At 47.4% G+C, this 13,498-nt stretch carries 10 protein-coding genes and 1 pseudogene; 4 read left to right on the forward strand and 7 right to left on the reverse strand.

Going from position 1 to position 13,498, the window contains the following annotated elements:
- Window positions 1-168 precede the first annotated feature (168 nt).
- From XDD1_RS04885 to XDD1_RS04915, 7 genes and pseudogenes are all read right to left on the reverse strand, one after another.
- Window positions 169-1,125 (reverse strand): DMT family transporter, encoded by a 957-nt coding sequence (locus XDD1_RS04885; protein WP_045969206.1) that lies wholly within the window; start codon window positions 1,123-1,125, stop codon window positions 169-171.
- Window positions 1,126-1,427: 302 nt separating this feature from the next.
- A complete protein-coding gene (locus tag XDD1_RS04890) occupies window positions 1,428-2,618 on the reverse strand; it encodes a putative PEP-binding protein (protein WP_045969208.1) in 1,191 nt (396 codons plus the stop codon).
- Window positions 2,619-2,621: 3 nt separating this feature from the next.
- Window positions 2,622-3,827: a hypothetical protein gene (locus XDD1_RS04895; RefSeq protein ID WP_045969210.1), complete on the reverse strand. Its 1,206-nt coding sequence runs from the start codon at window positions 3,825-3,827 to the stop codon at window positions 2,622-2,624.
- The gene (locus XDD1_RS04900) at window positions 3,824-4,531 is read right to left on the reverse strand and encodes an L-threonylcarbamoyladenylate synthase (protein ID WP_045969211.1); all 708 of its coding nucleotides are present in this window, start codon (window positions 4,529-4,531) and stop codon (window positions 3,824-3,826) included. The genes XDD1_RS04895 and XDD1_RS04900 overlap by 4 nt, the downstream gene beginning before the upstream one ends.
- 1,096 nt (window positions 4,532-5,627) lie before the next feature.
- Window positions 5,628-7,724 (reverse strand): AAA family ATPase, encoded by a 2,097-nt coding sequence (locus XDD1_RS04905; protein ID WP_052705644.1) that lies wholly within the window; start codon window positions 7,722-7,724, stop codon window positions 5,628-5,630.
- Between the two features lie 107 nt (window positions 7,725-7,831).
- On the reverse strand, window positions 7,832-8,038 hold the full coding sequence (locus tag XDD1_RS04910) for a helix-turn-helix transcriptional regulator (RefSeq protein WP_045969213.1): 207 nt from the start codon (window positions 8,036-8,038) through the stop codon (window positions 7,832-7,834).
- A 134-nt stretch (window positions 8,039-8,172) separates the two neighbouring features.
- A pseudogene (locus tag XDD1_RS04915) lies at window positions 8,173-8,969 on the reverse strand (tyrosine-type recombinase/integrase).
- Between the two features lie 285 nt (window positions 8,970-9,254).
- On the opposite strand from XDD1_RS04915, the gene XDD1_RS04920 reads away from it, so the two are divergent.
- From XDD1_RS04920 to XDD1_RS04935, 4 genes are read left to right on the forward strand one after another with little or no spacing between them, the layout of a single operon-like run.
- Window positions 9,255-10,142, forward strand: coding sequence for a ParA family protein (locus tag XDD1_RS04920; protein WP_045969215.1), 888 nt, complete (start codon window positions 9,255-9,257; stop codon window positions 10,140-10,142).
- Window positions 10,139-10,534 carry a hypothetical protein gene (locus XDD1_RS04925; protein ID WP_045969217.1) on the forward strand — a complete coding sequence of 132 codons (396 nt, stop codon included), beginning with the start codon at window positions 10,139-10,141 and terminating at the stop codon, window positions 10,532-10,534. Before XDD1_RS04920 ends, XDD1_RS04925 begins: the two co-directional genes overlap by 4 nt.
- Window positions 10,518-11,894, forward strand: a complete 1,377-nt coding sequence (gene dnaB-PI, locus XDD1_RS04930; protein WP_045969219.1) for an SPI-7-type island replicative DNA helicase — start codon at window positions 10,518-10,520, stop codon at window positions 11,892-11,894. The genes XDD1_RS04925 and dnaB-PI overlap by 17 nt, the downstream gene beginning before the upstream one ends.
- Window positions 11,895-11,897: 3 nt before the next feature.
- Window positions 11,898-13,481 carry a ParB family protein gene (locus XDD1_RS04935; protein WP_045969220.1) on the forward strand — a complete coding sequence of 528 codons (1,584 nt, stop codon included), beginning with the start codon at window positions 11,898-11,900 and terminating at the stop codon, window positions 13,479-13,481.
- The last annotated feature ends 17 nt before the right edge of the window (window positions 13,482-13,498 follow it).

The raw sequence follows: 13,498 nt of genomic DNA on the forward strand, positions 1-13,498 counted from the left end.
AAAAACAATAATCAAGCCATGGCTATTCTGAGCTCCCTATTACTGGGAAATAATCTATCACTATAGACACAGATATAAATTTCCCTACCGTAGAGAGAAATAACACTATTAATAAAAAGGGAGCTATAACTGAATATCCAAACTTAATTATTACATATGGCTAATCATTCAGTTGTCACGAATGGGAATAGCAACTTTTTTGGGTGTACTACGGTAACGCAAATACAGGTTATTGAGGATTAGTGCAGAACCCGTGATGCAAGCTCCGGCGATTTCAGGAGCACTTGGCTTTATTCCGGTCATCGCTGAAATAGAGAAAGCGGTGATTGGTACGATATCCATGAATAATACACCGTTAAGTGGCGTTAGGATTTTATTACCAATATTCCAGCACAGGATCCCAATGAAGCCAGCAATGAAAGCTGTGTAGAATACATGTGGAATAACAAACTCGAACTCACTGATTGCTGGTACAGGTACAATACCACAGGCATACAGTATACCGTTCAGTACCACTATACTTATCACCCCCAGATAAGTCGTCAACGCAGTATATTTTAACGGTGACCAGGTAGGAAAAAATGAAGCTCCCACAGTGTAAATAACCCAACACAGTGCGCCGAGAATGATAAGTCCATTTGCGGAATAGCTGGAGGGAAAATCAAAAAGATTACTATAGTGACCTTTAGTAATCACAGTCATTACACCAAAAAAGGACATCAGGATTAACCCAATAGAGATAGCAGGAGGCGCAACCTTGCGTAATACCCAGTTCACAAGAATGCTAAGCATTGGCATAGTTGCCATCATTATGGAGGCCGTTAATGCGCCACTTTTTCCAGCCATTTGTTGGCCTAAAAATACAAAAAAACCAAAACCAACAAAGCCCACAGAACCCAACAACCATACCAAACCTATACGTTCACCTTTGAGACTCAAACCTTGCTTTCCTTCGCGTAAAAACAGTGCGATTAGCAATGCAATACCGGCGAAGCCATAGCGTAATAATGTGAATGTATAAGGGTCGATGCGTGTAAGAGCGCTGGTCATGATCGGAAAAGTTGCTCCCCAAGATAATGTGGCGATCAGACAGCAGATGACACCTGTAGAATAAGAATTTTTCATATTTATATGTCTCAGTTAAATACCATGCAGAATGATTCACATCATGTTTCTGATGCGACTTAATTGGGAAAATTTTGGTCAGAACTAAAAAGTCCATCCAGCCAACGCATTCATGGAGAACATAAAAACAGTAGGTACTTTGTTTAATTCGCTAAAATAAGCAATAATTGCGTTTACTAGAGACTCGAGTGAATTATCTAATCGCCAACCTCAAGTTGTTGAGCTATTTCAGATGATTCTTACCAGACCCATGCCTCACTGTTTTTTATGCTTCTCATACACCTCCATTTAGGTAAAACGAATCATATTGCAGACCTCTTTAGACTAGAGAGGTAAAATATCGAGCTGAGTTCGTTGACTTGGGCGGAGCAAATGAGCTCTCCAACTCCAGCTTGCAACAACTCCGTCATAATCACTTCATTACGGCGAACTTCACCACACACAAATGTATGAACTCCATGCTCTCGAGCACTCGTAACGATTCTACGTAGCAGGCGAATATTCGCGTTACTGGTTGGCAATACAGAAAGAGCTTGATTATTGCGACAAACTCCATTAAACAGAGAGAAAAGATCTGACGTGCCAATAGCCATGAAATCGACCTTTGATGTTGTGAACAAGTCATCAAGCTCTTCCGCCAGTGCTGGAACCTCTAATGTAAATCCAAGCTCAACATGAGAGCGTTGTATTCCTGCCTTTTTCACCATATTGACGAATGAACAGTATTCACTGATGGTGGAAATGAACGGTGCACTGATTTTAACAAGTGTGTCGAATTCTTCCTGAAAGCGACGAATTGCTGCTAATTCTGGTGTCCATTGTTTCATGCACCGTGGCCCACGCACGCCCATGTCCGGGTTCATTTCTGCTGGCACATTTATCCCAACCTCGGCGAGTTCAGTCGTAGTAAGATCGGATAGAACACAACGAATGCTTGACCAGTTCTGCTTGCCCAGCTCAGCTAGTTGCTCATACAGAAAGTTCTCAATCCGGTTAGGATCATGATAAGCAGACGGCTCTTGGCTAAATAGTTGGAAAAGACAGAACTTAAATCTGAAGTATCCCAGTGAATTAATTCCAAATCTACGATAGATTGCGAGGTTTCTCTGGTTCAATACCGAACAGATTGCGCTGACTGGCACTTCCTCCCTAAGAGCCGTCAGGCCATCTTTATTGACGATGCACCTATTTATCTTGTCGAGTTCTCCTTCGTTACAGACAACTAGTCCAATTCCAGATTCATGGAGCATTTTTCGGGCGTGATCCGAAAATTCGCTCTTGGTTACAACAACAGACCTTATTGATGGGTTTGCTATAATCTTACTTGCAACCGCACAATCAAGATTTGGTGTGCAAAGAATATGTTCCAAACCGTCTAAAAGTTCGCTGGGAGAGTGCGTAATAGTACCCACTGTTTCAGGCTCTGGGGTAATGATGACCTTGCCTGTGGCTCTCCGCGCAGTTGGCTTATTCATAGGTTCTGAAGTAATCATTTTTTATTCTCTAATAATTGTTGGGTTATGTGGCTCAACAAATGTGACGGCATCACCGTGTAGGATTCGATCGGTAGCAGAAAGGATTGCAGCACAATAGCCCAGTGTATTGTGGACAAATGTTTGCAGGATCACTTCGACGATGTCTCCGATGCGTTTAACTAAAATATGTTGCTCCGTTATGAGAAGTACAACACTGCAAGGCTGGCAGGAATAAGCCCTTGAACCGATAGGAGTATTAGCTACATGAATAAGGAATGGTTCAGCAGATTCTAATGCGCTCGCAACATCGATAAGATCGTTTGTGCGAATATCAAGCCCGCGCAGGAAAAACCGTTGTATCTGGTATCCGGGGGGCTGGGTAAGTACTCGGAGTGAAACGGTATTAGAGCTTGTGGCGGGACGGAACCGTAACATGGATTCAGCCACCTGAGAGACTCCTGGTCGTAAGTTGTCTCTGGGATCCTCTGTACGTGAGCCCACACGCTTGGTGCCAAAATTGGAAGATGCGGTATCGGGATGGACAATGTCTACCTCCGTATGAACCAAAATATCTTGAAGCGCTACGCCTCGGCTTGAGCAATAATCTGCCAGAATGCGCAAACCTGTAGTCCATCCTACACATTGGCAACTGCCCATTGCATAACTTCCTGATAGTTCAGTGGCTACTGCTGTACGACTAGCAAGAAAGTGTTGTGAATTAGCGGTCAAAAGTGCGGGATAAAGAGCAGGAAGAGCAGAATTCTCTGCCGCACCAATGACTACCCGAGCAATGGATTCAAGTTTATCAAGATGGCTTCTTGATCTAATGTGCCGACGACTTGTTGCCAACACAGCTAAATCGAAGTAACCGAGATCATTCAGATCACCATCAAGATCACGGAAGTGAATACGGAATGAACGCCCATTTATAGCCAGTGAGCAATTACTACTATCCGTGATAATTTTGCCGAACAGAAGTGGATTAGCCAGGAGAAGACGGGCTTTGAGCTCTTTGAGCGGTCCGCGTTCTGTTGCACCAATGCCTTCGCTATCAATTGGATGGGTTAATACATCCGTAATTGGGTATCCAACCTCTGTAGTCGCCGACAAATACAAGAGATTAGATCCAATATCTGCTCCCATACCGACAAGTAAGACTCTGCCTGTTTTCATTCTAACATTCTGATCAAATCCAGCGGATGGCCTATCGAAATGAATGTAAGTCATAATCTGATATTTCCCATTCGTTTTGTTATCACGTCCTTATAGGCACTTAGGTCAGTTACAAGCGTAGGAAAGAGGCTTTTTAGTCGCTCAGTTGAGAATCTGCCCGGTCGAACCAGATGCGGTGGGTTGAAGGAAAAATCCACTACTGTGTTACTCTGAAACGGTCCCGCAGTTTCATCCCAACCGATAGGGCCTCCATCAATGACCAGATCTGCGTGCTGACCGAGATCATTGATCGCTTGTTCGCGAGTAACTTGGTGACCTCCGGTACCCGATATGTTAGAGGACGTGAGAGCTATAGGGCCGAAGTCACGCCCAATTTCATACATGGGGCTCATCCCATGGCAAAAAAGACCAATTGTGGGAGCTCCCATAGTCATTTGCTCGGGAAATAAAGTTGCTGCTGGTGCCTTGAAGAAAACTGTAGTGGTCTTCCCTAAGAGTAGCTCAGCGATCAGTTCATCTGAGAACTCTGGTGGGATGTCCGCATAGGTTTTCGCATCATCCGGATGCCCAATACCCAATGTGAGTGGCCCGAACTTAGTTCGCTCTTTCATTTTGAAGATTCGAGCTATTCCGCTTGCACTTGTTGCTGAACAAAAAACACCGTAATTCGTTACGCTTGGAGCTACAATAACGCCATCATTCTTAAGTAACTCGAGCGCGTACTTGTGAGTTTCATCGTTATAAATTCTAATATCCATTTTTAAATCTCATAATTATTATCTTCTATCGTATATCGAAGATGGATTCATTAAACAAACATCAATAATTCAATTAAATGAGTTACGATATGTTATAAGTAATTTGACAATCTGATATTGTAATAACTGACTGTTTCACTCAAAGTGGGAAGTGATATATCTGATTAAATTAGTTCTTTCATAAGAATAGGCTCCATCAGCACAATAAAGAATATAAAACGAAATTTGGCTTTTATAAAAGTCAATCAAATGATTGAGAATGAATGTGATGTTAAAATAAAATAATCAAAAATAAAATAAACAATCGTTAAACATAATTTAACTTCATGATAAATAAAATATCATTATATGCTTCAAATCAATGATTATTATCATGGTAATAATTGATTTTATTTAATTATGATTTTGATTGATTTAAAATTAACACAATGATATTTATAAAAGAAAAAACAGCCAGATTGAAAATAATAAATGTTAAAATTAATTTTTTATAAATAAATATTTTAGTAATTGCATAAGTAATTTCAAAATATATAACACGATGTGCACACTCGGTTTATAATCATGGTGAGAGCATTAAAGTCTAATTTTTAATCAACTCATCCAAATAAAACACTGCTTGATACTTTAATAAAGCTGTTCTGTATGATATTTGATCAGTATTGAATTTCATTGTATTCAGTTTTAGCGCAAAAAACGTTCATGCATCTCGCCCTGAGTCTATAATGCAAAATTGATTGCCAGCCAGAAAGATTTTCTCGCTTGATGGTTAGACAGTTAGACAATCATTTTCAGGGTATCACTGACGCGCTGCGCTTGTCTTCTCCGTGTTACCGGGCTAATAAATTACCCCGGTAACACGGAGAGCCTAAAAAACACCCGCCAGAAAAGGGAATGACGCCTCACGCTTCCTCATTTTTCTCCTCACTTTTTACTTTCCTCACTGCAAAAACAGGTGAGGAATTGGGATTTATTTATCCTTAAAAATCAATACCTTTATTGCTCCTCACTTTTTCTGTATATATGCGAGAAAAGTGAGGAATAGGGTGAGTCGTAAAATGCCTCTCCTCACTACGCCTCACTTTTCTACTCACTTTTAATCCCCGTTGTTCTGGTTAACCATGGTGAGTTCCTGCCCGTTCCGGGTAATGAGTCCGTCATGCTCTAACTTGGTTAACCAGCGGCTGAAATTCTTCACATTCACCCCCATCGCCTTCAAGTCATCACGTACAAGGGCAACGCTACAAGGCTCTTTCAGGGCAGTGCGCGACCGTATGCACTGCCACACCGCCGTATGGTTATCGGTTTTATTGGCGACAAGACCGATTTCTTCCTCTTCAACCGGATCGCGCGGCCTGTCAATCACAGCTAATGACGTAATATCTTCACCGTCTTTATCGGTAAAGAGTTCAACCACGCGCAGGTCATAGGCTTGGGTTTCCGGCTCTTCGGCATCTTTCATCTTGGTACAGGCGATAACCAGCGCCCCGCCTTTTTTTTCTTCCCGGCTGATTTTATATTCAACATCCAGCGCAGCACGAAAGGCACTGGAACCCCGTGCACCCTTGCTTTCGTCTTTGCCGGAATGGTGAACCACGAGAATGCTTGCCCCTGTCCGGGCTTTCAGTTCGTCACAGCCACGAACAAACGCCCCCATATCTTTTGAATCATTCTCATCAGCGCCCCCAAAACAACGGGCGAGGGTGTCCAGAATAATCAGGCGTACCGGTTGGCCCGTTTCGGCTTCAACCTGTTGGGCTGCAATCACCAGCTCATGCACTTCGGCAGGCGAAGCCGGAAATACGGGGGTATTGATCAGATACATATTTTCAACGGTCTGACCGTTGACGATTTCCCATGCCCTGATGCGCCGTGGCACACCAATCCCGCCTTCACCGACGACGTACATCACTGAACCCTGAGCGACTGATTTCCCAGCCCATGCCTTGCCCGTGGCAATATGACAGCCCCATGCTCCGGCCAGAAAGCTCTTGTATGACCCGCTCGCCCCGTAAATGCTGCACAGGGAATGCGCTGGAATGATGCCCTTAACGACGTAGTCCAACTGAGCATCAAAGCCTTGAGAACCGACTGAAAGCGGTAGTTTTGTTTTGCGATTTGGGTAGAGGGTTTCTATATTGCTGCGATCCTCTGTTGCTTTACTGTTCATATATTCTCCCACCTGATGCAACCCTTTACTGAATGCCTGTTTTGCTGCCTCAATGCCGTGTTGTTGGCGATAATCGTCCCAGTCAGCTTTGATATTACCCGGTGGCAATGTAAGCCAGCCATTTACTGCATGGGCGGCTTTTTTTGCCGAGATCTTGCCAACATTCTTTTTGGGTTTGCCGTCTTTATCCAGCTCGCCCGGTTCGTGCCAGTCATTATCTGCGGCAATAATGATTTTTGCGTCCGGCCAACGTTCCCGAACGGCTTTTGTGACAGGAAATAGATTTCCCTCATCCAGTGCCGCCAGAACCAGACCGTCATATAACTGACTGACCGTCAGCGCGGTGGCGTAGCCCTCTGCAATCAAGACCATGTCCGGTTGTTCTTCCAGTACAGACAGCGCGATAAATGAACCTTTCTTTTTGCTGCCAAACAGGTGTTTTCGCGTTCCATCCGGCCTGATAAGCAGCGCACCCGTGACTTTCTTGTCCAGTGTTGTCAGTGGCAACAATAAGGAGCCATCTTCAAGCAATCGCTGATTGGGGCATTGCAGCCCCTTTGCGCTCAGGTATGGCGAATATCCGGTAACGGATTTTTCCACCAGTGCCGCCACTTTTTCGGCAATCGGCCGTGTTGTGTAAGTGGTTTCCCTGGCTGGCTTGGGTTCTGGCAAAGGCAAGGCCAGTGTATCTGCAACGATTTTGGCTGCCTCAGTAATCGAGATCCCTTGGGTTCTTGCCACTAAATCCAGCCCATCACCATAGTTTGGGGCGTCACACTGCCGACAATGCCAGTTACCATGATGGTGATCATCGATAAAGTGAAAACGGTCAGTGCCGCCGCAGACCGGACAAGCACCATGTTTACCTTTGGCCGGAATATCAATACCACACGCAGGCAGCAGATTTTCCCAATGGTACATAGCCGATGTTTTCACGGTCTGGATCAGTTCGAGCGGTTTTTGATTAGCAGATTTTTGGACTGTAAATTTAGGGCGAGTTTGGGTATGCTGTATATCAGCCATCGTTTTTTACCTTAAACGGTTATTGGTGAAACGCCTCGCAGTGTGTGCCGCACTTCGGGGCGTTGTATTTTATATTACGTTTCTTATGTCATATTCTTTTGTGTGTGTTATGCCACCCGTGATCCCGCGATACGCTGGGCAATCCAGTTATCAATTTCTGATTCAATAAACGCGATAGAGCGGGGGCCGATTTTGACCTGTTTCGGAAATTCTCCGTCGCCAATCAATTTGTAGATCCACGCCTTGCTGTAACCCGTTCTGCGCTGAACTTCCGGCAAACGGATAAGATTTTCCTTCTGTGCTGTCACTGTCATGTTTTTTTCCTGTTACCGAGTCCGTGAGTGCTCATCGTGGACGTTGTTTGATGACAGGCGAATTATTTAAAAACCATTATTAAATGAACAGCGTTAATTGTTTATCCCATGCGTGAAATTGTTTTCGTGCCGCGCTATCGGTTTTTGCTGTCGCGCAGCGGCTTGGCAAAATCATAGGGTGTGATGGGCTTTTCCCGGTTCGCATCCAGGTAATCAGCCCACCACTGCACCATCAGCCGCCGTTCGTCCAGATACTTGGATGTGTGAATATAGGCCGCCCGGACATTGTTTCTTTCGATATGGCTTAACTGGCGCTCGATCGCGTCATCACTCCACAGGCCGGATTCCCCCATCGCGCCACGTGCCATTGTGCGGAACCCATGCCCGCAGACTTCGGTTTGGGTATCGTAGCCCATGTTACGTAAGGCACTGTTAGCCGTTGGGCGATATCGTGCTTACCCTCGGCATCAACCGTTTTGACCGGGGCTAACAGTTGACTTGTCCTTAACGTGGTAATATCGAGCCTGCCGATATGTGGGAAGATATACTGCTCAAGGCTGCGCAGTACTTTGTGGCGGTGACTGTCACTCCAGCGTTTGTTACTGGCGTGCCACTCAAGGGCGACTTTCTCAAAGGGGTATGCCCCTTTCGATTCAGAGCCTGCCCTTTTTTTCTCTGCTTTGGGATCAATCCCTTGTACAATCAACTTCTTGGCTTCGTCCCGTTTGGCTCGTGCATCAGCCAGGGATACAACCGGATAGACACCAAAAGCCAGACGGTCTTCTTTCTTATCAGTGGGGCGGTAGTACTTCATGCGCCAATATTTAGCGCCGCGTGAAGTGACCTCCAGATACAGGCCGCCACCGTCAGTCAGTTTATAGGTTTTCTCTTTGGGTTTTGCCGTCTCGATTTGTCGCGCGTTGAGTTTCATTTTATGGGGCATACTTATAATCGAAGTGTAGGTGCCACCGATTATGCCCCTTGCTGCATATTGATTGCAATAGACCAAAATAGACGTAAAGATAATCTATCTGGTTAATTTGACGTGGTTTTATTTGAGGTGGTTGACGGGATTGGACTTCAAGAAACTTTAAGGTGGTGCCCGGAGGCGGAATCGAACCACCGACACGGGGATTTTCAATCCCCTCGTAAGTTGAAATAATGTTAACAATTTAAATTTGCCTATTTTGCATATTTCACTAACTGAGTATGCAAAATGAGAATATTTCCTATAATTTCCCCCAAAGGGGGCGAAGGCAAATCGACCCATTCAGCCAATTTAGCCGGATTTCTTGCTGATGCCGGTTTACGCGTTCTCCTGATTGATGCTGATTATTCCCAACCCACGTCCAGCAGTATTTTTACCCTGAGCTATGAAGCACCCGCGGGTCTGTATGAATTGCTGATGCAGACCGTGGATCTGAACCAACCCGATCAGATCATTTCCCGCTCAACAATCAAAAACCTCGATATCATTGTCTCCAATGATCCGGATGAACTCCTGCCGACAGCGATGCTGCACGCGCCCGATGGCCGTTTACGCCTGAAAAATATCTTGCAGCACCCTCTCTTTAGTCAGTACGGCGTCATTATTATCGACTCCAAGGGCGCAACCGGGATAATGACTGAGCTGGTTGTATTGAGTGCCACGCACAGTGTGCTGGGGATAATCAAACCGATCTTGCCTGATGTGCGTGAATTCCTGCGCGGCACGTTACGGATGTTGACCCGCCTTCGGTCATTTGAAAATTATGGCATCCGGTTGCCCTCTATTCAGATACTGGCAAACGGCATTGAAGGCACCAATCTGGATCGGGATACGCTCAATGAACTGACCGACATTATTGAACAGCAACGCTACGATACGTCGGCGTTAGGCGGCAGACGCGTTTATCAGTTGTTGCAAACCCGCATTGACCTGCTGGATATCTACAAACTGGGACACGTTCGTGCCCAGCCCGTGCATCGCCTTGAATATAAAACCAACCGAAAAAGCCCGGCTGCCGCGCAAACCATGCACAGTCTGGCCTGTGAACTGTTTCCCGAATGGACAGCGAAGTTTGATGCCGTATTGGCTAAACAACCGACGGGGGATGCGCAATGAATGTTATCTGGCGTGCTGTCTGTTTTTGTTATGACAACATGGAATTACCGTTCACGGAGATCCAGGATGAGTGGGTCGTGTTTGTTGATGCGCCGGATCGTAAAACGGCACTGGCAAAATATCAGGCTTTGTTGCCGGTTATCTGGGATGTTTCTCCTGATAACGTAGAACATTTCAGCCCCCTCAATGAAGCGGAATTACTCAGCCGGGCACTGCGCCCCGATGCCCCGCATGATTTAGCCTTACTGGAATGTAGCCGGTATGCGGGAAAACCCCGGTATTTAACCGCAGACGACGTCCTGTTCTGGGTCTCTTCGCCCCGTCTGCAACAGCGGTTAGTCAATGCACTGAATAGGGTCAGCAAGGAGGTCACTGATGGATATGGATCATGACTTTTTACAGGCGGTCAGCAAAGAGCAGCCCAGCTATTGCTATGCGGAAGTGTCGGTGATTGGCGGGCTGGTACTGGAGAATGATCGCTGGGATGACATTGTTCAGTTACTGGTACCTGAAGACTTTTTCTTTCCGGCTCACCGGATAATGTATCAGGCCATTGCTGAACTGACCGAAAAAAATACACCGTATGATCTGATCACCCTGACCGATATGCTGACCCAGCGTGGTCAGCTGGATAAAGCGGGCGGGTTTGCCTATGTGGCAGAGGTGTGTAAAAACACCCCCAGTGCTGCCAATATCATGGAATATGCCCGTATTGTGGCGGAGAAAAGTCAGCTGCGTCAGTTACTGGCACTGGGCAAAGCTATCAGTGCGGAGGTCTTTCAGCCTAATGCACAGGCAGCCACTATTGCCGAACAAGCTGAAAGCCAGCTGTTTAATCTGGCGGAAAAAGGCGCTGTCCGGCAGCATCAGGCAGTGACCCTGCTGCAAGGGGCGGACGCCCTGATTTCCCATCTGGAGCAAATACAGGGCAGAAACGGAATTACCGGTACGCCCACGGGATTTCATCAACTGGATGAAAAAACCTGCGGTTTACAGCCCGGCGATTTGATTTTGCTGGCCGCCCGTCCTTCGATGGGCAAGACCGCGCTGGCTTTGGCCTGTTGTCTCGGCGCATTGCGGCATCGTGCCGATGCGGTGGTGCAGATTTTCAGTCTGGAAATGCCAACCTCACAACTGATGCTGCGTCTGTCTGCGATGGAAGGCGGGGTTGCCTTAACGGCCCTGCGCAGCGGGATACTGGATGATGAACAGTGGGGACGGATTAGCCAGAGTCTGGATCAGTTTGCCCGGTGGGATCAGCGGCTGATAATTGATGATTGCAGTTACCAGACCCCCGCGCTATTGCGTGCCCGCGCCCGCCGTTACACCCGTCAATACGGTCAGCCCGCCCTGATTATGGTGGACTATCTCCAGTTGATGTGTGCGCCCGGACAGGAAAACCGCACACAGGAAATTGCCGAAATCTCCCGCAGCCTGAAAGCCTTGGGCAAAGAGCTGAATTGCCCGGTACTGGCGCTGTCCCAGCTTAACCGCCAGGTCGAAAACCGATCCGACAAACGCCCCAATAACGGGGACTTGCGCGATTCCGGGTCACTGGAGCAGGATGCTGATTTGATCCTGCATCTTTACCGCGACGAGGTCTATCACGCTGATACCCCGGACAGCGGTATCGCTGAAATCATTATCGGTAAACAGCGTCAGGGCCCGACGGGGACGGTGCGGGTGCGTTTTGACGGTCAGTATACCCGTTTTTCGGACTTATCAGCAGACACCTATGGCTACGGGAGTTAAGTGATGGCACGGCAAAATCTCAATTTAGGCAATGCCCTGTTACAACAAGGTCGGCAGGCGACGGCCACCATCAATGACAGCCCGCCAATGGCAGAAATGCCGATGGTACTGACGTTGGATCAACTGCGCCCTAATCCGGATAACCCCCGTACCGGGCGTAACCCACGCTATGACGATATCAAGGCCTCGATAAAAGCCCGCGGTCTGGATACCGTGCCGAAAGTGACCCGTGACCCACAAGGCGAGGAAGCCTATATCTTCAGCGATGGCGGTAATACCCGCTACCAAATTCTGTCAGAATTGTGGCAGGAAACGGGCGATGAGCGTTTTTTCCGTATCCACTGCCTGTTTAAACCGTGGCCGGGGCGTTTGCAGTGTGTTATCGGGCATCTGGCCGAAAATGAACTGCGGGGGGAACTCAGCTTTATTGAAAAAGCGCAGGGTATCCGCAAGGCAAGGGAGATTTATGAAGAGCAGAAGCAGAAAAAAATCTCCCTGCGGGAATTGTCAGCGCTGTTGAGTCAGGCGGGTTTTCCTGTCAGCGACGGACACATCAGCCGGATGGAACATACCGTGAAGTACCTGTACCCGTGGATGCCTAACCTGCTGGAATCCGGGTTGGGTGCGCCACAGATAAGACCCTTGCTGGCCTTGAGGCAGGATGCCGAGGCGGTCTGGCAACAGCATATCATCAGTATAAACCCGGAACCCGTCTGTACCTTTGGCGACATCTTCGGGACTTGTTGCCGCAAATTTGATGCTCAGGAATCCTGGTCGCTGGAGATGTTCCGGGATGAACTGATCGGCGATTTATTACAGGCACTGCCGCACCCACAGCTGAATTACGACCGCTGGATGCTGGAACTCGATCCGAAGGAAAGTAACCGCAGGCAGCTCTTTGGTGAGCAGGTCACGGCATTTAAATATGTGCCGGTGCCAGAGAAATCTGAGACGGATAAGACGGAGCCGGTTCGATTGCAAAACAGGGAATCGAATCCCAGACGGATGTCTCAGCCTGCAACAGAGACAGTACCGGTGCCTGAAACCGTTATCTCATCATCTGATGAAGAACAATCGCCTGCTGTGTTTTCCAGCAAAAATCCGGTGATCCCGCCTTACCAGCCGGATAACCCGCCTGAACCTGAGTTGCCTGTTCCTGAGGCAGAGTGCCTGCCTTTTGCCCAAACCGGTCTGGAACCGGTCAGTTCGGTCTGGGAAATTTCCCCGATGCAGGACGATATCGAGCACCTGCAAGGCATGGCGTTTCGGCTGGCCTTTGAACTGGCGGAGGCCACGGGTTGTGAAAACGATGTGGTCTCTGCCCCGGATGAATTATCAGCAGGATACCGGCTGACTGAACCTCAACATGCCCAACCTTTTGCGCTGTTGCTGCTGTCTCTGACCGGCGAAATTCCGCCGGAAACCTGTCCCCTGACGCTGACCGATATTCTGCTTGGCAGCGCCGTGCAGGGGGAAACGCCTTTACTGGATGATATTCAAACGGTGAAATTCTTACGTTTGATACGCCTTATCCGCCGCCTGCGCGAACTTCAGCGCCGGATGACCCCGGAGAATGTGATGACCTGATAACAGCGCGGGTTGAG

The organism is Xenorhabdus doucetiae (assembly GCF_000968195.1).
Taxonomy (GTDB): Bacteria; Pseudomonadota; Gammaproteobacteria; order Enterobacterales; family Enterobacteriaceae; genus Xenorhabdus; species Xenorhabdus doucetiae.